Annotated in this window: 20 protein-coding genes; 9 read left to right on the plus strand and 11 right to left on the minus strand. The window is 55.0% G+C overall.

Annotated features, from left to right (window positions below; genetic code table 11):
* Position 1: 1 nt before the first annotated feature.
* Positions 2-1120: a hydrogenase 2 small subunit gene (hybO, locus tag OOJ60_RS12655; protein WP_042289187.1), complete on the minus strand. Its 1119-nt coding sequence runs from the start codon at positions 1118-1120 to the stop codon at positions 2-4.
* A gap of 189 nt (positions 1121-1309) precedes the next feature.
* Positions 1310-2887 (minus strand): methyl-accepting chemotaxis protein, encoded by a 1578-nt coding sequence (locus OOJ60_RS12660; protein WP_205612667.1) that lies wholly within the window; start codon positions 2885-2887, stop codon positions 1310-1312.
* Positions 2888-3537: 650 nt separating this feature from the next.
* Between OOJ60_RS12660 and OOJ60_RS12665 the strand changes: the two genes are divergently transcribed.
* The gene (locus OOJ60_RS12665) at positions 3538-5991 is read left to right on the plus strand and encodes an autotransporter outer membrane beta-barrel domain-containing protein (protein WP_233470895.1); all 2454 of its coding nucleotides are present in this window, start codon (positions 3538-3540) and stop codon (positions 5989-5991) included.
* A 79-nt stretch (positions 5992-6070) separates the two neighbouring features.
* Here OOJ60_RS12665 and yghX read toward each other — a convergent pair whose 3' ends face one another.
* A complete protein-coding gene (gene yghX / locus OOJ60_RS12670) occupies positions 6071-6958 on the minus strand; it encodes a YghX family hydrolase (protein WP_205612669.1) in 888 nt (295 codons plus the stop codon).
* Positions 6959-7039: 81 nt separating this feature from the next.
* Between yghX and OOJ60_RS12675 the strand changes: the two genes are divergently transcribed.
* Positions 7040-8080 (plus strand): aldo/keto reductase, encoded by a 1041-nt coding sequence (locus OOJ60_RS12675; RefSeq protein ID WP_205612670.1) that lies wholly within the window; start codon positions 7040-7042, stop codon positions 8078-8080.
* Between the two features lie 73 nt (positions 8081-8153).
* On the opposite strand, the gene OOJ60_RS12680 is transcribed toward OOJ60_RS12675, so the two are convergent.
* Entirely contained in the window at positions 8154-8651 is a 498-nt protein-coding gene (locus OOJ60_RS12680; RefSeq protein ID WP_042289198.1) for a TIGR00645 family protein, read from the minus strand.
* Positions 8652-8719: 68 nt separating this feature from the next.
* Positions 8720-9223 (minus strand): ESA_00282 family adhesion-associated protein, encoded by a 504-nt coding sequence (locus OOJ60_RS12685; protein WP_205612671.1) that lies wholly within the window; start codon positions 9221-9223, stop codon positions 8720-8722.
* 103 nt (positions 9224-9326) lie between these two features.
* Between OOJ60_RS12685 and OOJ60_RS12690 the strand changes: the two genes are divergently transcribed.
* The 3 genes from OOJ60_RS12690 (at position 9327) to OOJ60_RS12700 (ending at position 11133) form a co-directional block, all read left to right on the plus strand.
* Complete coding sequence (locus OOJ60_RS12690; RefSeq protein ID WP_205612672.1) at positions 9327-9734, plus strand: hypothetical protein; 408 nt, start codon at positions 9327-9329, stop codon at positions 9732-9734.
* Positions 9734-10156: a cytoplasmic protein gene (locus tag OOJ60_RS12695; protein ID WP_199957081.1), complete on the plus strand. Its 423-nt coding sequence runs from the start codon at positions 9734-9736 to the stop codon at positions 10154-10156. Before OOJ60_RS12690 ends, OOJ60_RS12695 begins: the two co-directional genes overlap by 1 nt.
* Positions 10157-10248: 92 nt before the next feature.
* Positions 10249-11133, plus strand: coding sequence for an SDR family oxidoreductase (locus OOJ60_RS12700; RefSeq protein WP_060570831.1), 885 nt, complete (start codon positions 10249-10251; stop codon positions 11131-11133).
* A gap of 112 nt (positions 11134-11245) precedes the next feature.
* Here OOJ60_RS12700 and exbD read toward each other — a convergent pair whose 3' ends face one another.
* Together exbD and exbB are read right to left on the minus strand one after the other, a co-directional pair.
* Positions 11246-11671 (minus strand): TonB system transport protein ExbD, encoded by a 426-nt coding sequence (gene exbD / locus OOJ60_RS12705; protein ID WP_205612673.1) that lies wholly within the window; start codon positions 11669-11671, stop codon positions 11246-11248.
* Positions 11672-11677: 6 nt separating this feature from the next.
* On the minus strand, positions 11678-12412 hold the full coding sequence (gene exbB / locus OOJ60_RS12710) for a tol-pal system-associated acyl-CoA thioesterase (protein WP_042289210.1): 735 nt from the start codon (positions 12410-12412) through the stop codon (positions 11678-11680).
* A gap of 250 nt (positions 12413-12662) precedes the next feature.
* Here exbB and metC point away from each other — a divergent pair, with 250 nt between their 5' ends.
* Together metC and yghB are read left to right on the plus strand one after the other, a co-directional pair.
* A complete protein-coding gene (metC, locus tag OOJ60_RS12715; RefSeq protein WP_205612674.1) occupies positions 12663-13850 on the plus strand; it encodes a cystathionine beta-lyase in 1188 nt (395 codons plus the stop codon).
* A 162-nt stretch (positions 13851-14012) separates the two neighbouring features.
* Entirely contained in the window at positions 14013-14672 is a 660-nt protein-coding gene (gene yghB / locus OOJ60_RS12720; protein WP_060570833.1) for a DedA family general envelope maintenance protein YghB, read from the plus strand.
* Positions 14673-14721: 49 nt separating this feature from the next.
* Here the strand turns inward: yghB and OOJ60_RS12725 are convergent, their stop codons facing one another.
* Positions 14722-15621 (minus strand): AraC family transcriptional regulator, encoded by a 900-nt coding sequence (locus tag OOJ60_RS12725; RefSeq protein ID WP_181822072.1) that lies wholly within the window; start codon positions 15619-15621, stop codon positions 14722-14724.
* A 191-nt stretch (positions 15622-15812) separates the two neighbouring features.
* Between OOJ60_RS12725 and yqhD the strand changes: the two genes are divergently transcribed.
* Together yqhD and dkgA are read left to right on the plus strand one after the other, a co-directional pair.
* Positions 15813-16976, plus strand: coding sequence for an alcohol dehydrogenase (yqhD, locus tag OOJ60_RS12730; protein WP_205612675.1), 1164 nt, complete (start codon positions 15813-15815; stop codon positions 16974-16976).
* 104 nt (positions 16977-17080) lie between these two features.
* Positions 17081-17908, plus strand: a complete 828-nt coding sequence (dkgA, locus tag OOJ60_RS12735) for a 2,5-didehydrogluconate reductase DkgA (protein WP_042289222.1) — start codon at positions 17081-17083, stop codon at positions 17906-17908.
* Between the two features lie 42 nt (positions 17909-17950).
* On the opposite strand, the gene OOJ60_RS12740 is transcribed toward dkgA, so the two are convergent.
* The 3 genes from OOJ60_RS12740 to ftsP form a co-directional block, all read right to left on the minus strand.
* Positions 17951-18367, minus strand: coding sequence for a carboxypeptidase-like regulatory domain-containing protein (locus tag OOJ60_RS12740; protein WP_205612676.1), 417 nt, complete (start codon positions 18365-18367; stop codon positions 17951-17953).
* 68 nt (positions 18368-18435) lie between these two features.
* A complete protein-coding gene (locus tag OOJ60_RS12745) occupies positions 18436-20607 on the minus strand; it encodes a YgiQ family radical SAM protein (RefSeq protein ID WP_042289236.1) in 2172 nt (723 codons plus the stop codon).
* A 110-nt stretch (positions 20608-20717) separates the two neighbouring features.
* The gene (gene ftsP / locus OOJ60_RS12750) at positions 20718-22130 is read right to left on the minus strand and encodes a cell division protein FtsP (RefSeq protein WP_205612677.1); all 1413 of its coding nucleotides are present in this window, start codon (positions 22128-22130) and stop codon (positions 20718-20720) included.
* Positions 22131-22180 lie beyond the last annotated feature (50 nt).

The following is a 22180-nucleotide window of genomic DNA, read 5'->3' on the forward strand; positions in this document are numbered from 1 at the left end:
GTTATTCTCCCCGTGAGTCAGCGTTATCTTTCTTTTGCTGACGACCCAGTTCACGCACCGCCATCACGCTGACGCCTGCCACAAGTCCGACGACGCCGCCGAGTAAACCAATGGCGCCGGCAGAGACGTTGCCGCCTTCTTTCATATTTACGTCAGGTTTTTCAGAACGCGGTGTCTGGTTTTCCACGTGAGCAAGCTGGTGAATGCCCTTATGGAATCCCACGCCCTCTTCGTTACAGCCGTAGCAAGGATGCCCGATCGCCACCGGCCACACGCCGCCTACGTCGCAGAACTGCAGCGTGGAGCAGTTGCCCCAGGTTTCCGGTCCTTTACAGCCAAGATGGTAGAGGCACCATCCTTCACGGTGACCTTCATCGCCGAACTCTTTGGCAAAGCGACCGGCGTCGAAGTGCGGACGGCGCTCACAGTGCTCGTGGATCAGGCGGCCATAGGCGAAGGTGGGACGATTTTTCGCATCCAGCTTCGGCGGCTTACCGTAAGTGATGATGTGCGCGACCGTCGCCAGGAAGTTATGCGGGTTCGGCGGACAGCCTGGAATGTTGATCACGGTTTTGCCTGGCAGTACTTCCTGCAGACCCACCGCGCCGGTTGGGTTCACGCCCGCAGCGGCGACGCCGCCCCAGGCGGAACAGGAGCCGATAGCGATAATCGCCGCCGCGCCTTCCGCCGCTTTGCGGATATGGTCCACAATCGGCTCACCGGCAACCATGCAGTAAATACCGTTATCTTTTAAGGGAATGGAACCATCGACGACCAACACATACTGCCCTTTATACTTCTCAAGCGCGTTGTGTTTATTCTCTTCAACCTGATGGCCGAACGCGGCGGAAAGCACCTCGTGATACTCCAGAGAGATGGTCTCCAGAACAAGGTTTTCTACCGTGGGGTGGGTCGCACGAAGGAGGGATTCGGTACACCCCGTACACTCCTGAGCGCCAATCCAGATAACTGGCGGGCGCTGCGGACGGGATACCGATTCGGCCATTTCTGCGGCGGCTTTGCTGCTGAGCCCCATGGTGGCGGCGAGTGCTGCACAAAGCTTCATGAAATCACGACGGTTAACGCCGTGAGAATTAATGAGAGTATTATCTCCAGTCATTTTATAGTTATTCCGTTGCGAAGACCTGGCTTTTATTTTGCATCAATCGCGCAAACGTTATTGCGATCGGTGCGCCATTTACCACATTTTTATTATGGTTATGTAGTCTATGATACTGCGCAGGAATACTAAAACGAAGGGAGTAGCCGGTAGTGTAATTAATAAAACCGGCCCAATACCCCTTTCGGATCAATGTTCGGTTCGAAAGTCAGCGTTATCGCTTTGCGAAAGACGGAATTTTTGTACCGAACGCTGAAGTTCTTCGGTTTGACGCTCCAGCGCGGCGGCGGCGGCAGAAACCTGTTCCACCAACGCGGCATTTTGCTGCGTGACGCCATCCATCTGCGTAATGGCGACGCCAACCTGCGAAATGCCTTTACTCTGCTCTTCTGAAGCCGAAGCGATTTGCTTCATTATTGTCTCCACTTCTGACACCCCGCGCAGAATCGCCTCCATGGTCGAACCGGTGTCTTTCACCAGTTGCGCCCCCTGATCGACACGGCGAACGGATTCGGCGATCAGCGTTTCGATCTCTTTCGCGGCATTCGCGCTGCGACTTGCCAGGTTACGCACTTCACCGGCAACCACCGCGAATCCACGCCCCTGTTCACCGGCACGCGCGGCTTCGACCGCCGCATTGAGGGCGAGAATATTGGTCTGAAAGGCAATGCTGTTAATCACGGTGGTAATTTCGGCAATCTGCTTCGAGCTGGCGGAAATGCCGTTCATGGTGTCCACCACGTCTGACACCAGCGAACCACCCTGGCTGGCGGTACGGGAGGCCGAGTCCGCAAGCTGGCTGGCCTGACGCGCGTTATCCGCGTTCAGTTTTACCGTCGCGGTTAGCTGTTCCATACTGGCGGCGGTCTCTTCCAGCGCGGCGGCCTGCTCCTCGGTACGCGATGAGAGATCGTTGTTGCCGCTGGAAATTTCGGTCGCTCCCCGCCAGATATTATCGCTGCCTGCGCGAATCGCGCTGACCGCCTCGCGTAAACTGTCCTGCATCGCTCGCAGTAGGGGAACCAACTGGCCCACACAGTTACGCCCAATATCGTCAATCGGCTGGCTGAGATCGCCCTGGGCTATCTGGCGAAACTGCTGACGGATCCGCCCCAACGGTTTCACCAGCATCGCCACAAGATAGCGGTCGGTAAAAAACAGGATCGCAATTCCCAGGATTACCGCGCTGACGATCAGCGTGCGGATCACCGCCGTTTTGCCATCGACCATAACCCGGGTTTGATCAAGCATGGCCGCAGCGGCGGTATTGAACCGCTCTGCGCTTGCGCCGAAGGCGCGGCTCAATGCTGGCGTCACGTTATTCGCCTGCGCACTCCACGCGGTCAGCGTGCCCTGCTGCGCAAGTTGCATTTGCGGCGTGACGCCTTTATCGAGCAGATCCTGCCATTTAGCCAGCACATCGGCGGCAACCTGGGGATCCATCGGGCCTGGAGAAAGGGTTTTCATCTCCTGTAACTTTTTACTCATGTTATCCAGCGCCTGTTGTACGGGCGTAAAATCGGGCGTCCCTCCGCCGATTTTAACGTCCATGGCGCGGCTGAGACGGGTCACGAAGCGAAAATACTGATCGTTGCCCTGGCTGAGCACCGTCATCTGGCGAACAAGATGGCGATCCACCTCGTTGCCCTCCGCGACGCGAGAAAGAGACCAGGTGCTGTAAAGCCCCACACCGACCCACATTAAACAGAAAATGCCGAGGATCGTCAGCATGACAACCCGGATAGTGAAATTACGAAGCATGTACATATGTTTTCCTTGCCATGAGGGAGAAGTCGCCCAGAGGCGCGTCTAACCTCGTTATCGGCAGGAAGCGGCGAAGGTATAATTTTTCGCGCGTAATTTTATAAAAATTTTTACTCCACAAGAAAGTTAATGAAAACGATAATCGCCGGGCGAGAAATCCACATTGCGTTAACGTGTTTTTATCTTTCAATAGTTGTAAAAATGTAAAACAGCCGCGCAGTAAATTACCGAAATACCCCTAAAGAATTATTGGGTTTGAGGCGTTCTTTTGAACTATATCGATGTCGCTGGGTAAAATTGGCATAAACAGCTTATTATTTAAGCTTAAACATTCACGAGAAAAATGTATTCATAATGATTAATTTATCAGACCGTGATTAAAACATTATTTTTTCTTAAGACCATTTTAAGATTTTATTACATCACTCTCCTTTCAGAAGATTCTTAAATGAACGCATTTCCATTAAAAAGAAAGCGGATTCATCTTGATATTAATGGAATAAAAAATGCGCAAATTAATGAACCGCACGTTGCTCTCGCAATGTGTATTAGTGGCTTTAGCTTCCTTCAGTTCCTGTGTTTCTGCTGCCTCCAGCACGTCGTGCGTTGGTGACGATACGTCGCAAACCTGCGGTCTACGGGCTGCAAAGTCCATGGGAGATATTAGCGTTTACCAACAAGATAACGGTGTCGCTAACGCCGTAATGGCGGACCCAACCTCCGGGTCGATCTTCATGAACGGGCATTTCAACACCGGAGAAACCCAATCATTAACTGTCAACGGCACCGATATGACCGGCAGCTATATTCAGGGAAGCAATGGCGGGACGGCAAATATCACCGTCACCAACGGCGCGAAAGTGGATATGATTGAAGTCGGCAATATTAAAAAGACCACGAACACTACCGTCACCGTTGATCATTCAACCCTGAATGGCGAAAACGACGATGTGCTTTATCCGAATAAAAAAGACTACATGATGGGTGCGTCTATCTATCTCGATCCGCAGGATAATGGCTATCATACCGCCAATATTATTAACGGCAGCGATCTGCACGGCAGTATTATCAGCGGCGGTAATGGGGTTCAGACAATATCCATGAGCGACAGTTCATTGGATAAAGGCGGTATTTATGCCGGTAGCGAAAAATCGGATACGACACTCTCGCTCACCAATGCCTCCGTCGACGGTACCGACAGTGAAGTGGCGCAGAATATTGAAAAAGCGTCACAATTTTTGAGTCAGACAATCTTTAAAGATCTCAACCTTGACGCGTTTGGCGACGTTACCATCGCCATGCTGGGCACTACCCACACCAGCCTGACGATGAATAACAGCACCGTGACCGGCGATATTGGCGTCGTGAATGAAAAAGGGTACGCCAGCCTTTCACTCACCAATCAAAGCGTGATTAACGGGAACGTCACTCTGGCCGGTGATTCCACCAATTCCCTTCTGCTGGACAACAGCACCATCAACGGTGACGTCAACACCAGCGCCAATAAAGGCAATACCACCATCACGCTGCAAAACAACGCCAACGTCAACGGCGATGTTACCACCGGTAAAGGCGACGACACGCTGGTGCTGACCAATCAGTCTCACGTTAACGGCAACGTGGACGGCGGCGACGGCAGCGATACGCTGTCCATGGACGCGGACAGTTCGATCACTGGTCAGATTAGCCAGTTCGAAACGGTAAACACCACCAGCGATAACAGCATCAGCATCGACAAAATCAACGACGCAACCACCTGGGATCTGCAAAACGGATCAAGCCTGATCGCCAGCACCACCGGGAGCAATGCTTCGGTCAGTATGAGCACCGACAGTTTCGTTAACTTCGGCACGATCACCGGCAGTAATAACGCCGTGGTGGTCAACAGCATCACGCCGTCTGCGATCAATCGTTCCGGCGTTCTTCTTGGGACATTTACGACCACCGGCACTGCTGCGCCGCAGGACTATGCGGGCGCCACGTTCACTAACGGCCAGCAGACAGTGGAAAATCGCAGCGGCGCGTACAACTACGACAACAGTCTGGACATTGTCGCCGCCGACAGCGCGCCACAGGCCATGCTGAAAGCCAGTGACAGCCAGAGCTGGAATATTCTGTTTAACAGCGCGCAAGGTTCGCTGGCCAGCGACGTGCAGGGGTTAATTGCCGGTCTGGATGCGGCTGAACAGGCGGGTCATCAGGTCGCTGACGACATCAGCAATCACATGAACCAGGTACATCTGGCCAGCCTGTTGGGCGAACAACAGGAGGGAGCGCAGGTATGGGGCGATTTCCTGTACCAGAACGGTAATTTCAGCAACGATGTCGACTACAAGAGCGTTACCCAGGGCGCGCAGGGTGGTGTGGACTGGACGGCGCATTTAACTAACGGCGACAGCGTCACTGGCGGTATCGCCCTGGCCTGGACCCGCAGCCGCGTGCAGGACACCAGCGACAGCGCCGACAGCTTCAAGGACAGCGTGTACGGGAATTACTACAGCCTGTACGGCGGATGGCAGCAGGCGCTGAATGGCGATACCTGGGGACTGTTTGCGGACGGTAGCGTCAGCTATGGCGATATGCGTTATTCGCTGTCTGCCAACAACGTCACCGGCAATACCAGCGGGATGACAGAAGCGCTGAACGGCTCGACCGACGGAAGCCTGTATATGGCGCAAGCGCGTACCGGCGTAAACGTCCTGCTGCCGGGCGAAATCCTGCTGCAGCCGTATGCCACTCTGGGCTGGGATCAGACCAAAGCCGACGGCTTCTCCGATCAGGAGATCACCTTCTCTGACAGTCAGGTATCTTCCTGGAACGGCGGCGCTGGCGTCCGTCTGACCACCACGCTTCGCGATCTGAACAAAGGCGTGCAGCTGATGCCGTGGATTGACGCGCGCTTCCAGAAAGAGTTCAGCGACGATACCGACATCAAGGCGGCGGACTATCACAACACCACAGGCCACAACAACACGATGGGCATTTTTGGCGCAGGCATCAACGCCACCATCGCCCACAACTTCACGTTAAATACCGGCGTGTATGTGGGAACCGGCGATGTGGATAACGACGCCAGCGTCCAGGCAGGGATGAGCTATAGCTTCTGATGCCTGAATTGCCGGGTGGCGGCTTCGCCTTACCCGGCTAACCCTACCAAAAGCCCGGCAGGCGTCGCGTCGCCGGGCTTTAGCGCAAATACGTCTCAAACCACGCCAGCGTGCGCTTCCAGGCCAGTTCGGCCGCGGGTTCGTCATAGCGTGGGGTTGAGTCGTTATGAAATCCGTGATTTACGCCGGGATAAATCCAGGCTTGATAAACCTTATTATTCGCTTTCAGTGCGGCCTCATAGGCGGGCCAGCCTTCATTAATATTTTTATCCCGCTCGGCATAATGTAGCAAAATCGGCGCGTTGATCTTCGGCACGTCCGCCGCTGCGACCTGGCGACCATAAAACGGCACTGCGCACGCCAGCTCCGGATACGCCACAGCGGCGGCATTTGATACCCCGCCGCCATAGCAAAAACCGGTGATCCCGACCTTGCCCGTAGCGTCTGGGTGTTTCTGCATAAACTCAATGGCGGCAAAAAAGTCGTTCATCAGCTTTGTCGGATCGACCTTTTGCTGTAAGGCTTTTCCTTCTTCATCGTTTCCGGGATACCCCCCAACCGAGCTTAAACCATCCGGCGCCAGCGCTATATAGCCCGCTTTCGCCACCCGCCGCGCCACATCTTCAATATAAGGATTCAGCCCGCGGTTTTCATGTACGACCACCACAGCCGGAACCTTACCCGTCATTTTTGCCGGTTTTACCAGATAGCCGCGCACATCGCCGTGCCCGTTTGGCGACGGGTAGTGGATGTACTCCGGCAGGATAGCGGGATCGGTGAATTTCACCTGCTCAGCCAGCGCGTAATTGGGCCTGAGCATGTTGAACAGCGCCAGCGCCGTCACCCCGCCGGCGGCATATTTTGCCGCGAGGTTGAGAAACTCTCGTTTTGAGATTTTCCCGTGCGCGTAATAGTCGTAGTAGTCGAGCAGTTCTTGCGGAAAATCTTTCGCGGTCAGACGGGCCATCGCATATCTCCAGGATTTGTGATTTGATAAGCATAGAATGAAAACGCTGTTTCGAAAATTCATCACAAGAAAGGAGACATCATGTCCTGGAACGCCTCCCCTGACCGCTACGACACTATGCTTTACCGCTACTGTGGTAAAAGCGGACTCCGGCTGCCCGCCCTGTCGCTCGGCCTGTGGCACAGTTTCGGCCACGTGCAGGCGCTGGATTCTCAGCGCGCACTGCTGCGTAAAGCTTTCGATCTGGGTATTACCCACTTCGACTTAGCCAATAACTATGGTCCGCCGCCGGGCAGTGCGGAAGAAAATTTCGGTCGCCTGTTGCGCACCGATTTCGCCCCTTTTCGCGACGAACTGCTCATTTCCACCAAAGCCGGTTACGACATGTGGCCTGGTCCCTATGGCTCCGGCGGCTCACGTAAGTACCTGCTCGCCAGCCTCGATCAAAGCCTGAAGCGCATGGGGCTGGATTACGTTGATATCTTTTACTCGCATCGCGTGGATGAAAACACGCCCATGGAAGAAACCGCCTCAGCGCTCGCCCACGCCGTACAAAGCGGTAAAGCGCTGTATGTGGGTATCTCTTCTTACTCACCGGAACGCACGCAGAAAATGGCGACGCTGCTTCGCGAGTGGAAGATCCCGCTGTTGATTCATCAGCCTTCCTATAACCTGCTGAATCGCTGGGTGGATAAAAGCGGTCTGCTGGATACGCTGGCGGAAAATGGCGTTGGCTGTATCGCGTTTACTCCGCTGGCGCAGGGACTGTTAACCGGTAAATATTTAAACGGTATCCCGGAAGGCTCACGGATGCAGCGCGAAGGGAAAAAAGTGCGCGGCCTGACGGAAAACATGCTGACGGAAGCGAATCTCAGCAGCCTGCGCCTGCTCAACGCCATGGCGCAACAGCGCGGTCAGTCGATGGCGCAAATGGCGTTAAGCTGGCTGCTGAAAGATGAGCGCGTCACTTCGGTACTCATTGGCGCGAGCCGCCCTGAACAGCTGGAAGAAAACGTACAGGCGCTGAAGAATCTGGCGTTTACCGCCGAGGAACTGGCGCAGATTGATAAGCATGTCGCGGACGGCCAACTGAACCTGTGGCAGGCGTCCTCCGACAAATAAACCGTCATCGCCGTCGGGCGAGACACCCTGCCGGATGGCGCTACCGCCATCCGGCGCGAGGAGTGAAGATCGCTTACTCGTGTTTATGCCGGGTGAGTCTGTCGAGATAACCCATTACAAACGCCGACAGCACAAAGGTGAGGTGGATAATCACATACCACATCAGCTTATTGTCCGGCACGTTTTTCGCGTCCATAAACACGCGCAGAAGATGGATAGAAGAGATCGCCACAATCGACGCGGCCACTTTGTTTTTCAGCGAGGTCGCATCCATTTTCCCCAGCCAGTTGAGCTTTTCCCGACCTTCTGAGATATCCAGCTGTGAGACGAAATTTTCGTAACCGGAAAACATCACCATCACCAGCAACCCGCCGACGAGGGTCATATCCACCAGCGACAGCAGCACCAGAATCAGGTCCGCTTCCGCCATCGAAAAGACGTTAGGCAGGACGTGAAAGATCTCCTGAAAGAACTTCAGCGCCAGCGCCACCAGCGCAAGCGACAGACCAAAGTAGACGGGGGCGAGCAACCAGCGAGACGCGTACATTACGTTTTCGAGAAAGCGTTCCATATATTCCTGTCATGTAGCAAAACCGGGGAACAGTATATCTCAACAGGGCAACATCAGATCAACATCCCTTAAACTTCCCCGGGGGTGATCCACGGGCGCTGATACTCGGGCCACACCAGCGCCACCAGCGACGGATAGGCTTCAAGGCTAAATTCCTGGAAGCACTGTCGCAGATTGAGGACATCCAGATCGGAATGCGGCACTTTTTCACCATTCAGGCAGCGTTTCTTTATCGTGTCGTAGTATTTATACACGGCGGAATTGAGATCGCTACAGCGACGCTGGGCATCAAATAGCCCGGGGGTTTCATTCAATTGCGCCATTGTCATTCGCTTTACCGTGGCGTGCAGGAAATCAATATATTCATGATTAACCCGCCAGTACCATACCGGCGTAATGGCATTCATCAGCGTGGAAAAATGATCTTCCCCCTCGTCTTTGGTTAACGGCGGGAGTGGAACGTCGGGAGAATGTTCTTCGGCACCGCGCGGCTTATTAAACTCGCGTATTAAAAAAAGTATGGCTCCGATGAGCAATAGCAGAGTAATAACAGAATAAAAAATACTGTTCATAAAATGGCTCCATTTTTTTTGATTTTAAAATTACCCCATGTTATTGTCAACGCGACCTGTCAATAAGAATAATTATACACCTGATAATAAAGGATAATGTGACATGCTTCCCGAGCATCTTGTCCCGCCGCGCTTTCATCTGTCTGCGTCAGGCCAGACGGAAGGATCCGCAGAAAACGCTAATAATTTCACTCAGGGAAAGAAAAACCTTCGCGATTACGAAGCCGATATTTTAATTAGCGCGGCATCTACCGGGCAATCTAAAAATATGCTGCTCGAAGAACACGATCGCCATTTTAAAGAACGGCTGTGTCGGGTGGCAAAAATTGAAACCTTTGCCCGTGTGATTAATACCTTACAGGCGGAAGGTGACATTGATGCCCAGACCTTAAGTAAAATATTGACTGACACCACCAACCATATTAATGAAAATGGCAACGAAATTTGGCTTAATTTAATTACGCGAGAAAAATCTTCCCCGATTTTTTATTCTCTGGATGATGAACAATGATCAAAGATGTTGAAGATAACAATGTCTATCTGGCTTTGGACGATAATAAAAGCGATCAATTTGTCTTAAAGCAGAATCTTGCGGCGCTGGTCGCGCATAAGAATGCGCTGCTGGAAAACGTGGCGCAGGAAGCGACGTCCATTCCTGCGGCGCTGGTTCGGTTGAAGTGGCAGAACCGTCGGGAAATGTACGCGCTGCAAATTAAGGAAGAAATTTACGGCGCGGTGATAAATGCCCTTATTCGGCAACGCCCTGAATTACATGACAAAATCATGAGGCGTCTGGAAAGCCACTGGCAACAACTGCTGGATCGCGAAACGGCGACGCTGCGCCTGACGCGTAAGCTTGCCGAAGGTCGCTACCGCACGCTGAACATCACCAGCGTCGCGCTGGATGAACAACTCGTCGTAAAGAAAACGTAGCCTGTCCGGGCGATCAGGATCGTCCTGGTTCCCCCCGCTTTCCCGCATAGCGTCTACCCTTAAGGTATGATTAACCTGAAGGGAGAAATGGCATGTCGACTCTACAAGACCCCACCACACAGTACTACACCGGTGAATATCCCCAACAGAAACAGCCCGCGCCAGGCGTACAGGCGAAAATGACCCCAGTGCCTGACTGTGGCGAAAAAAGCTACGTGGGCAGCGGTCGCCTTAAAGATCGTAAGGCACTGGTGACAGGGGGCGACTCCGGCATAGGACGGGCTGCCGCCATTGCTTACGCGCGTGAAGGCGCAGACGTGGCGATAAACTATCTGCCAGCGGAAGAAGAGGACGCGCAACAGGTTAAAGCCCTTATTGAAGAGAGCGGGCGCAAAGCGGTGCTTATTCCCGGCGATCTGAGCGATGAATCCTTTGCCCGCTCGCTGGTACATAAGGCGCGCGAGGCGCTGGGGGGTCTGGATACGCTGGCGCTGGTCGCCGGTAAACAGGTGGCGATTCCTGAAATTAAGGACCTGACAAGTGAACAGTTCCAGAAAACCTTTGCGGTGAACGTGTTTGCGCTGTTCTGGATCACGCAAGAGGCCATCCCGTTGCTGCCGAAAGGCGCCAGCATTATCACCACCTCGTCAATTCAGGCGTATCAGCCAAGTCCGCATCTGTTGGACTATGCATCGACTAAGGCGGCGATCCTCAACTACAGCCGGGGTCTGGCGAAACAGGTCGCCGGGAAAGGGATCCGGGTAAACGTTGTCGCGCCCGGCCCTATCTGGACCGCACTGCAAATCTCGGGCGGTCAGACGCAGGATAAAATTCCGCAGTTTGGTCAGCAGACGCCCATGAAGCGCGCTGGTCAGCCTGCGGAACTGGCTCCGGTCTATGTCTATCTGGCGAGTCAGGAATCAAGCTATGTGACCGCAGAAGTACACGGCGTGTGCGGCGGTGAGCATTTAGGCTAGTTGAGTACGGTAACCCATTGGCCTGATACGCGACGCGCCATCAGGCCATAAAAAAGCCGGGTAGCGGCTTTGCCTTACCCGGCCTACTTCTTCCGTCAGCGAAAAGCGCCGATTATTTCGCCTTCGCGACCTCTTCCCCGACCAGGCCAATCTTCAGATACCCCGCCTGATGCAGCGTATCCATGACCTTCATCATGGTTTCGTAGTTCACGGTTTTGTCCGCGCGGAAGAAAATCGTGGTGTCCTTCTTCCCTTCCGTCAGGGCGTTAAGCTCAGCAATCATGCTTTCTTCGGTCACCGGATCGTTACCTATAAAAATGCTGTTGTCGGCTTTCACTGACAGATACACCGGTTTTTCCGGACGCGGCTGCGGCGTGCTGGAAGATGCGGGCAGATTCACCTTCACATCCACCGTCGCCAGCGGAGCCGCCACCATAAAGATGATCAGCAGCACCAGCATGACGTCGATAAACGGCGTCACGTTGATTTCATGCATTTCACCGTTATCGTCCAGGTTTTCGTTAAGACGCATTGCCATGAAACGTTATCCTACACGTAATTTCTGCGCGGTACGTACCGGATGCGCGGAGGCGCTTGCATCCAGGTCCAGGTCGCGGCTTTGCAGCAGCAACACCTGCGCGGCGATATCGCCGAGCGTTGCTTTCAGACCGCCAATCTGACGGGCGAAAATGTTATAGATGACGACGGCTGGAATCGCAGCAACCAGACCAATCGCGGTCGCCAGCAGCGCTTCAGCGATACCCGGCGCGACCACAGCAAGGTTAGTGGTTTGCGTTTGGGCGATACCGATGAAACTGTTCATGATACCCCATACGGTACCGAACAAACCGACAAACGGGGAGATCGCCCCGATGGTCGCCAGGTAACCATTTCCGCGTCCCATCTGACGTCCTGCCGCCGCAACGCGACGCTCAAGGCGAAAACCGGTACGCTCTTTGATCCCTTCGTTGTCTTCGCTGCCTTCAGACAGCTCCAGCTCGTTCTGCGCTTCGTTGAGCAACTGGGTACTCAGGCTTTTCGCGCCGAACTTAGCGGCAATATCGCTTGCCTGATCCAGAGAGCGGGCTTCCGCCAGCAGTTGCTGTTCGCGCTTCAGGCGACGCTTCTGGGAGAAGAAATCCACGCTTTTACTGAAGAAGATAGCCCAGGTGACCACTGACGCCAGAATCAGACCAATCATCACGCACTTCACTACGATATCGGCGTGCTGATACATACCCCAGACGGAGAGATCCGTCTGCATCAAATTATTACCCACTCTGTATCTCCAGGACGCAAATCACAAAATCTGAGCATAATAATATCAAAACGACGTCGAATTGATAGTCGTTCTCATTACTATTTACATAGTGCCGCACCTTTGGTTTCTTTTCCTTGCGCTTACGCAGTAAAACATCACGAGCGGAGAATTTGGGAAAATATTGTGCTTTATATAAGAGGACGGGATGCGCATTTTGTCATTCGTGGTAGTTTAGACATCCAGACGTATAAAAACAGGAAAAACCGACATGGCAGATAAGCAACTGGAGACCCGACTGGTCAGCGCGGGACGCCGTAAGAAGTACACTCTCGGCTCCGTCAACAGCGTGATTCAGCGCGCCTCATCGCTGGTCTTCGACACCGTCGAAACCAAAAAACACGCCACCCGTAACCGCGCAAACGGCGAACTGTTTTACGGACGTCGCGGCACGCTCACGCATTTCTCACTCCAGGAAGCGATGTGTGAACTGGAAGGCGGCGCCGGATGCGCGCTGTTTCCCTGCGGCGCTGCGGCGGTCGCCAATACCATTCTGGCGTTTGTGGAACAAGGCGATCATGTGCTAATGACCAACACCGCCTATGAACCGAGTCAGGATTTCTGCCGCAAAATCCTCGGCAAACTTGGCGTGACCACCAGTTGGTTCGATCCTCTCGTCGGCGCGGATATCGCAAAGCATATTCAGCCCAACACCAAAGTGGTGTTTCTGGAGTCGCCCGGCTCCATTACGATGGAAGTGCATGATGTTCCGGCGATCGTCAGCGCGGTAAGACGCGTCGCGCCGGAGGCCATCATTATGATCGATAATACCTGGGCGGCGGGGATCCTGTTCAACGCGCTCGACTTCGGTATCGACATCTCTATACAGGCCGCGACAAAGTATCTGGTTGGTCATTCAGACGCGATGATCGGCACGGCGGTCGCTAATGCCCGCTGCTGGGATCAACTGCGTGAAAACGCCTATCTGATGGGACAAATGGTCGACGCCGACACCGCTTATATCACCAGTCGCGGACTGCGCACGCTCGGCGTGCGTCTGCGTCAGCACCATGAAAGTAGCCTCAGGGTTGCCGAGTGGCTGGCCGCGCATCCTCAGGTGGCGCGAGTGAATCACCCGGCCCTGCCCGGTAGCAAAGGTCATGAATACTGGAAACGAGACTTTACGGGCAGCAGCGGGCTATTCTCGTTTGTACTGAACAAAAAGCTGACCAACGAAGAACTCTCCGCCTATCTGGATCATTTTAGTCTGTTCAGCATGGCCTACTCGTGGGGCGGCTTTGAGTCGTTGATTCTCGCGAACCAGCCGGAACAGATTGCGGAGATCCGCCCGCAAGGCAACGTCGATTTCGACGGCACGCTCATCCGTTTGCATATTGGTTTAGAGAATGTTGACGATCTGATTGCAGATTTAGCCGCCGGTTTCTCCCGCATCGTATAATATTGACGCCAATGGACATGAATGCAGACACATCGACCGAAATTGTCTGCATTTGTTGCGCCTCGGATCAAGGCATCCGGGCCTGTAAGGGAGTATAATGGGTAAATTAAGCGCCCATTCCGTTCGGCTCAGGGGCGTAAACGCTGTTCCACAGGAAAGTCCATGTCTGTCATTCAAGATATTATCGCTGCGCTCTGGCAACACGATTTTGCGGCGCTGGCGGATCCCCATATTGTTAGCGTCGTCTACTTTGTGATGTTCGCCACGCTGTTTTTAGAAAATGGCCTGTTACCGGCCTCATTCTTGCCTGGCGACAGTTTGCTGCTGCTGGCGGGCGCGCTGGTTGCGCAAGGGGTGATGAGCTTTGTCCCGACGCTGTTCATTCTGACGACCGCCGCCAGCCTGGGCTGTTGGCTGAGCTATATTCAGGGACGCTGGCTGGGCAATACCAAAACGGTAAAAGGCTGGCTGGCGCAGTTGCCGGTGAAATATCACCAGCGCGCGACCTGCATGTTCGACCGCCACGGCCTGCTGGCGCTGCTGGCTGGCCGTTTTCTGGCCTTCGTGCGTACCCTGCTGCCAACCATGGCGGGCATTTCCGGGCTTTCCAACCGCCGCTTCCAGTTCTTTAACTGGCTGAGCGGGCTGCTGTGGGTCGGCGTGGTCACCAGCTTTGGCTACGCGCTGAGCATGATCCCGTTTGTGAAGCGTCACGAAGACCAGGTGATGACTTTTTTAATGATCCTGCCGATCGTCCTGTTAGCAGCGGGTTTACTGGGCACGCTGGTCGTGGTGATCAAAAAGAAATACTGCAACGCCTGAATGCTGAATGCCGGATAGCGCTTCGCTTATCCGGCGTGGAACAGGCAAGTTAACTTCCTTGTAAAGTGCGGATCCGCGCCGCATCTTCTCCCGGCGTGACGCCGAAGTAGCGCTTAAACTCGCGGCTGAACTGCGACGCGCTTTCATAACCCACCCGCATCGCCGCCGCGCTGGCCTTCATACCGTCGTGAAGAATCATCATCCGGGCCTTATGCAGCCGATACGTTTTCAGGTACTGCAACGGTGATGTACTGGTCACCGACTTAAAGTTATGGTGAAACGCCGACACGCTCATATTGGCTTCCGCCGCCAGTTGCTCGACGTTCAGGCTCTCGGTGTATTTGTTCTCAATGCGCTTTATCACCCGGCTGATCAGGCTGAAATGGGTTTGTCGGCTCACCAGCGCCAACAGCGCGCCGCCACGTGGTCCGGTCAGCACGTGATACAGGATCTCACGGATAATCTGTTTCCCTAAAATACGCGCGTCGAGCGGTCGCTCCATTACGTCCAGCAGGCGTTCCGCCGCGCACAGGATCTCATCAGACAGCGTTGCAGAGTTAATCCCGCTTGCCGCCATCGACGGCTGAAAACGTTCATCCTCGCCGATGTCCATCAGCAGTTCCTGTAGCTGCAGCATGTCGACGTTAATGCGAATGCCAGCCAGCGGCACCTCCGGCGTCGCATAGGTTTCACATTCAAACGGCAACGGCACCGTCAGCAGCAGATATTCATTAGCGTCATAACGGAAAACGCGCTCGTTGATATAACCAATTTTATAGCCCGAAAAGAGAAATATGATGCCGGGATCGTACATCACCGGCGTGCGCGGCCCCGGCTCAGTGCCGTACAGCAGGCGGATGTCCGGCAACCGCTCCCCCTGGTTTTTCTCACTATCTTTCAGATGTTTAATTTTATCTGTCAGCAACAGACAAATCTCTTCACGGTTCATGACGGCTTATTTTCGCAACGAGTATCGATGAATTGATTGTGCGAAAATTTAGTGTTTTTCTCCAGCGTTCTGGAGGAATAGGCAAAACATTGGCAGAAATGAGCATTGAGAGGCAGCGTGGGGACGCCCACAATGTTTCCATCAGGCAGACCGACGCCTGCCCTCTTTTTACCCACATAAGGGAACGAGCAATGAATAACTTTAATCTGCATACCCCAACCCGCATTCTGTTTGGTAAAGGCGCGATTGCCGACCTGCGCGATCAAATCCTACAGGACGCGCGTGTCATGATCACCTATGGCGGCGGCAGCGTGAAAAAGACTGGCGTGCTGGCTCAGGTTCAGGATGCGCTGAAAGGCATGGACGTGCGTGAGTTTGGCGGCATTGAGCCAAACCCGTCTTATGAAACCCTGATGAACGCGGTGAAAATCGCCCGCGAAGACAAGGTCACCTTCCTGCTGGCAGTGGGCGGCGGTTCGGTGCTTGACGGCACCAAATTTATTGCCGCGGCGGCACACTATCCGACAGACATTGACCCGTGGCACATTCTGCAAACCAGCGGCAGCGAGATTAAAAGCGCCATCCCGATGGGCTCCGTGCTGACGCTACCCGCCACCGGTTCTGAATCCAACAAAGGCGCGGTGATTTCGCGCAAAACTACCGGTGACAAACAGGCGTTTCATTCCGAACACGTGCAGCCAGTCTTCGCCGTACTGGATCCGGTATACACTTACACCCTGCCGCCGCGCCAGGTGGCGAACGGCGTAGTTGATGCCTTTGTCCATACCGTTGAACAATACGTGACTTATCCGGTTGACGCCAAAATTCAGGATCGCTTTGCGGAAGGCATCCTGCTGACGCTGATCGAAGACGGTCCGAAAGCGCTGAAAGAGCCGGAAAACTACGATGTGCGCGCCAACGTGATGTGGGCGGCGACGCAGGCGCTGAATGGTTTGATTGGCGCAGGCGTACCGCAGGACTGGGCCACCCATATGCTCGGTCACGAACTGACGGCGATGCACGGTCTCGATCACGCCCAGACGCTGGCGGTGGTGCTGCCCGCGCTGTGGAATGAAAAACGCGACACCAAACGCGCCAAACTGCTGCAGTACGCTGAACGCGTGTGGAACATCCGCGAAGGGTCTGACGCTGAACGTATTGATGCCGCTATTGCGGCGACGCGTAACTTCTTCGAGCAGCTTGGCGTACCGACACGCCTTTCCGGCTACGGCCTGGACGGCAGTTCTATCCCGGCGCTGCTGGCGAAGTTAGAAGAGCACGGTATGACGCAACTCGGTGAAAATAAAGACATTACACTTGACGTCAGCCGCCGTATTTACGAAGCCGCGCGCTAAGCTTTTTTCGCCTCTGCCTTTCGTTTTTGGACATTTCGTCCAGACTTAAGTCACACCGCATCACCGGAGGCTTCCTCCGGTGATGAGCACATGAAGGAGGAAAAATGGCAAACCAAACCGTAATTAAGCTTCAGGATGGCAATGTAATGCCCCAGTTGGGGTTAGGCGTATGGAAAGCCGGTAACGACGAGGTCGTCTCCGCCATTCATAAAGCACTGGACGTCGGCTACCGCTCAATAGACACCGCCGCCGCATACAAAAATGAAGACGGCGTGGGCAAAGCATTAGCCAGCGCTGGCGTTCCTCGCGATGAACTGTTCATCACCACCAAGCTGTGGAATGACGATCAAAAACGTCCGCGTGAAGCCCTGCAGGAGAGTCTGGAAAAACTTCAGCTCGACTACCTTGATCTGTATCTGATGCACTGGCCGGTTCCGGCAATCGATCATTACGTTGACGCCTGGCAGGGTATGATCGATCTGCAAAAAGAGGGGTTAATCAAGAGCATCGGCGTCTGCAACTTTCAGGTCAATCATCTGCAACGACTGATCGATGAAACGGGCGTCACGCCGGTGATCAACCAGATCGAGCTGCACCCGCTGATGCAACAGCGCCAGCTTCACGCCTGGAATGCGACGCATAAAATCCAGACGGAATCCTGGAGTCCGCTGGCGCAGGGCGGCGAAGGCGTTTTCGATCAGAAAATCATTCGCGATCTCGCGGACAAGTACGGTAAAACCCCGGCGCAGATCGTTATCCGCTGGCATCTGGACAACGGCCTGGTGGTGATCCCGAAATCGGTCACCCCGTCGCGTATTGCCGAGAACTTTGACGTCTGGGATTTCCGCCTTGATAAAGACGAACTGGGCGAAATTGCCAAACTGGAGCAAGGCAAGCGGCTCGGTCCCGACCCGGATCAGTTCGGCGGCTAATCTTCCTTCCCAGCCCGGTGTTCTGCCGGGCTTTTTCTGCGCCTATGACCCGAACGAGCAGGCCATCTCACCGGATGTGTCCGGGACTCTGCAAACAACCTTAAACACGTCGCCTTCAAGCTCGAACGGCCCACCGACGCCCCCGCCGGTCTCCGCTTCGTATGCCTTACCGTTAGCATTCACCTGCAGCGAGGTAGCGTAAAACCAGTCCATTGGACCTATCGGCAGAAAAAAGGCCCATTCGTGTTGGGGCGGAAAGGCAAAACGCCCCTCTTTATCTGATAAGGTCGTCACCGGCTTCTCAGCATGGCTCGCCAGTACGACTGTTGCACCGCTAACTGGCTTGCCGGCGCTGTCGATCAGCCGTCCTTCCACTTCCGGCTGCGTCTGGCGATGTATCATGCAACCAGATTGCAGCAAGGCGATCGCAATTATCCCTGCCAGCATCCCTGCTTTCATCTCTGCGTCTCCGCCCTATGGGCCACGGTTTTCCTGTCCCGACAAACGCGCGTCATCGGGCACTCAGATTAACGCCCCGCGACCTTGCCGCGTTTTTTGTTCGCCGCCGGGGTCTGACGCTGATGCGACACTGGCGTATGCTTGGTCAACGCCGGACGAGTATGCCGGTTCTGACGACGCGCCTCGCGCATCTCTTCGATCGTTGGCGCCGGAACCAGACATTCGCGACGCCCGCCGATCAGATGCTTTTTGCCCATCTCTTCCAGCGCCTGACGGATTAACGGCCAGTTAGCCGGATCGTGATAGCGCAGCAGCGCTTTATGCAGACGGCGCTGCTTATCCCCCTTCGGCACCACCACATCTTCACTCTTATAGCCAATTTTACCCAGCGGGTTTTTGCCGGTGTAATACATGGTCGTCGAGTTAGCGAGCGGCGACGGATAGAAGTTCTGCACCTGATCGAGACGGAAGCGATGTTTCTTCAGCCACAGCGCCAGATTCACCATATCTTCATCGCGCGTACCGGGGTGTGCGGAAATAAAGTACGGGATCAGATACTGTTCTTTGCCCGCCTGTTTCGAATAGAGATCGAACAGCTCTTTGAAGCGGTCATAGCTGCCCATGCCCGGCTTCATCATCTTCGACAACGGTCCTTCTTCGGTATGCTCCGGCGCAATCTTCAGATAGCCGCCAACGTGATGGGTCGCCAGCTCCTTGATATAGCGCGGATCTTCCACCGCAATGTCATAACGCACGCCGGAGGCGATAAGGATCTTCTTGATGCCTTTCAGATCGCGGGCGCGGCGATACAGATTGATTGTCGGCTCGTGATTGGTGTCCATATGCGGACAAATATCCGGATAAACGCACGACAGACGGCGGCAGGTCTGCTCCGCGCGCGGCGACTTACAGCGCAGCATGTACATGTTGGCCGTCGGCCCGCCGAGATCGGAGATCACGCCGGTAAATCCCGGCACGGTGTCGCGGATCGCTTCAATCTCATTGATGATTGAATCTTCAGAGCGGCTCTGAATGATGCGCCCTTCGTGTTCAGTAATTGAACAGAAAGAACAGCCGCCGAAGCAGCCGCGCATGATGTTGATGGAAAAGCGGATCATCTCATAGGCCGGAATGCGGCTGTTGCCGTAGGCCGGATGCGGCACACGTTTGTATGGCAGCGCAAATACGCTGTCCATCTCTTCGGTAGAGAGGGGAATAGCCGGCGGGTTGATCCAGATATAACGATCGCCATGCTTTTGCATCAGCGCGCGCGCACAGCCCGGGTTGGTTTCATGGTGCAGAATGCGCGAGGCGTGAGCGTAGAGGACTTTGTCACCCTTCACTTTTTCAAAGGAGGGCAGCAGCACGTAGGTTTTTTCCCACGGCTTCGGGCGCGGCGGCTGCACGGTGACGGCTTTCGCCTCCTGCTTTTTCGGCGCGACCGGCTTATTGTCCGCACACGGCAGGTCTTCTCCGTACGGATGCGGAATTGGGTCGATTTTTCCCGGCGTGTCGAGACGGGTCGAGTCGACACCGCTCCAGCCCGGCAGCGCTTCTTTTACCATAATCGCGGTATTACGCACATCGCGGATCTGGTCGATGGTTTCGCCCATTGCCAGACGATGCGCCACTTCCACCAGCGGACGCTCGCCGTTGCCAAACATCAGCATGTCGGCTTTGGCGTCCACCAGCACCGAACGGCGCACGGTATCAGACCAGTAGTCATAATGGGCGGTACGGCGCAGGCTGGCCTCGATGCCGCCGAGGATCACTGGCACCTCTTTCCACGCCTCTTTACAGCGCTGGGTGTAGACCAGCGTGGCCCGGTCCGGACGCTTACCCGCCACATTATCTGGCGTATAGGCGTCGTCATGGCGCAGACGGCGATCGGCGGTGTAGCGGTTGATCATCGAGTCCATGTTGCCCGCGGTCACGCCGAAGAACAGATTCGGTTTGCCCAGACGCATAAAGTCGTCTTTGCTGTTCCAGTCCGGTTGGGCGATGATGCCCACGCGGAAGCCCTGCGCTTCCAGCATACGGCCACAAATCGCCATGCCGAAGCTCGGGTGGTCGACATACGCGTCGCCCGTCACCAAAATAATGTCGCAGCTATCCCAGCCAAGTTGATCCATTTCGTCGCGAGACATCGGCAAAAAAGGGGCTGGACCAAAGCAGGCCGCCCAGTACTGAGGCCAGGAGAAGAGATCTCTGTCTGGCTGGATCAGGGATATTGCGCTCATATTGCTTCCAAAAAATGGTAAAAAAATAATCAAAGGCCGGGGATTATAAGCCGGAACGAAAGAGAAATCGAAAGGTATTCACTCGCCCTTCCGGGCGAGTGGGTGACGCGTCACGGCGCCGGGTTGACCAGAATCTGGCCGATAGAGCCGCGATCGGCCATCTCCAGGGTCTGGCTGTTAAAGTAGAACGGGAAATGCGCCCAGGACGGCTGGCCATAGTACACCAGCAGCTCAACCTGACCGTCTACCCAGACGGTATCTTTCCAGCCGCGATCTTCCGGGAACGGCATCGCGCCGTTAACGTTACGCACCAGGAAAGAAACGCCTTCAATGTGGAACGACTGCGGCATGTCGGCGCGCACCGTCCAACGCTCCCAGGTGCCCTGCTGCGCGGTGATATCAATGCGGTTTACATCCCACAGTTGACCGTTAATCCCCGGATCGTCTCCCAGGCTGATATCGCGGCTGCGAATCGGCGCGCCGCCCAGGATTTCCGTCGGCAGCAGGCGCATCGGCAGGCTGTCGGTGACCAGCGGCAGCAGCCCGGTCGGGCGCAGCGTTAACACCAGCGTGGACACCAGAATACTGGACGGCTCGAAGAAACCGCGGATCCGGTCGACGATGCTTGCCGCTTCGCCGCAGGTGATCGACACTTCATCACCGTTGGTCATGTCGACCAGAATCTCACGGCGCTCGCCCGGCGCCAGCGATAGCTGTTTCACCGACACCGGCGCGGGCAAAAATCCCTGATCGCCAGAGATAACGTGCAGCGCGCGCCCGTCGCTCATTTGCAGCTGATAGCGGCGCGCGTTGGAGGCGTTCAGCAAGCGCAAACGTACCCAACCGCGAGAAACTTCTACGTATGGGCTTTGCGCGCCATTCACCAGCAGCGTATCGCCGATGAAACCGCCGCTTCCCGGCTCACTGTATTCCGGCGTACCGAAGTTATCCAGCCGCTTATCCTGAATGATGATCGGAAAATCATCCACCCCGTAATGATTGGGGATAGGCAGCGTTTTACTGACCTCATCTTCCACCAGCCACATACCGGCCAGGCCGTTGTAGACCTGCTGAGCGGTACGGTTTGGCGTATTGGCGTGATACCACAGCGTGGCGGCGTTCTGACGAACAGGCAACACGGGCGCCCAGTCGGCATTCGGCGACATCATCCGCGCCGGCCCCCCCATCAACGGTCCTGGCACCTGTAATCCGGCGATGGTCATAGAGACGTTTTCGGTGAGACGGTTACTGTAGATAAGCTTAACGTCATCGCCTTTCCAGACGCGGATCGTCGGGCCAAGATAGCGTCCGTTAATACCCCATACCGGCGCGCGCGTCCCCTGGGTAAAAGACCAGTGGGTCCGCTGTAAGGTCATAAATAACGGCTGACCGCGGCGGGACTCCAGCAGCGGCGGAACGGGCAGCGGCTGTTGCTGACCGGCAGCATTTGCCCTCAGCGGAACTGCACCTGCGCACAGTGCGATCCCCGATGCCTGAATGAACTGACGCCGACTGAGTGACATATAAGCTCCCTGTAAAACTGGCTAAACGACGGGCAGAAAAAGGAGGCCTG

Origin of the sequence: Citrobacter sp. R4 (assembly GCF_026719175.1) — a bacterium.
GTDB lineage: Bacteria > Pseudomonadota > Gammaproteobacteria > Enterobacterales > Enterobacteriaceae > Citrobacter_A > Citrobacter_A sedlakii.

Bases quoted from the DNA above. Each gene is read 5' to 3' on its own strand.
- hybO (WP_042289187.1), bottom strand. From the start codon at position 1,120: ATGACTGGAGATAATACTCTCATTAATTCTCACGGCGTTAACCGTCGT.
- OOJ60_RS12665 (WP_233470895.1), top strand. From the start codon at position 3,538: ATGGGAGATATTAGCGTTTACCAACAAGATAACGGTGTCGCTAACGCC.
- OOJ60_RS12725 (WP_181822072.1), bottom strand. From the start codon at position 15,621: ATGAACCGTGAAGAGATTTGTCTGTTGCTGACAGATAAAATTAAACAT.
- OOJ60_RS12740 (WP_205612676.1), bottom strand. From the start codon at position 18,367: ATGAAAGCAGGGATGCTGGCAGGGATAATTGCGATCGCCTTGCTGCAA.
- OOJ60_RS12680 (WP_042289198.1), bottom strand. From the start codon at position 8,651: ATGGAACGCTTTCTCGAAAACGTAATGTACGCGTCTCGCTGGTTGCTC.
- yqhD (WP_205612675.1), top strand. From the start codon at position 15,813: ATGAATAACTTTAATCTGCATACCCCAACCCGCATTCTGTTTGGTAAA.
- OOJ60_RS12745 (WP_042289236.1), bottom strand. From the start codon at position 20,607: ATGAGCGCAATATCCCTGATCCAGCCAGACAGAGATCTCTTCTCCTGG.
- OOJ60_RS12700 (WP_060570831.1), top strand. From the start codon at position 10,249: ATGTCGACTCTACAAGACCCCACCACACAGTACTACACCGGTGAATAT.
- metC (WP_205612674.1), top strand. From the start codon at position 12,663: ATGGCAGATAAGCAACTGGAGACCCGACTGGTCAGCGCGGGACGCCGT.
- OOJ60_RS12675 (WP_205612670.1), top strand. From the start codon at position 7,040: ATGTCCTGGAACGCCTCCCCTGACCGCTACGACACTATGCTTTACCGC.
- OOJ60_RS12685 (WP_205612671.1), bottom strand. From the start codon at position 9,223: ATGAACAGTATTTTTTATTCTGTTATTACTCTGCTATTGCTCATCGGA.
- dkgA (WP_042289222.1), top strand. From the start codon at position 17,081: ATGGCAAACCAAACCGTAATTAAGCTTCAGGATGGCAATGTAATGCCC.
- yghB (WP_060570833.1), top strand. From the start codon at position 14,013: ATGTCTGTCATTCAAGATATTATCGCTGCGCTCTGGCAACACGATTTT.
- exbD (WP_205612673.1), bottom strand. From the start codon at position 11,671: ATGGCAATGCGTCTTAACGAAAACCTGGACGATAACGGTGAAATGCAT.
- ftsP (WP_205612677.1), bottom strand. From the start codon at position 22,130: ATGTCACTCAGTCGGCGTCAGTTCATTCAGGCATCGGGGATCGCACTG.
- OOJ60_RS12660 (WP_205612667.1), bottom strand. From the start codon at position 2,887: ATGTACATGCTTCGTAATTTCACTATCCGGGTTGTCATGCTGACGATC.
- yghX (WP_205612669.1), bottom strand. From the start codon at position 6,958: ATGGCCCGTCTGACCGCGAAAGATTTTCCGCAAGAACTGCTCGACTAC.
- OOJ60_RS12690 (WP_205612672.1), top strand. From the start codon at position 9,327: ATGCTTCCCGAGCATCTTGTCCCGCCGCGCTTTCATCTGTCTGCGTCA.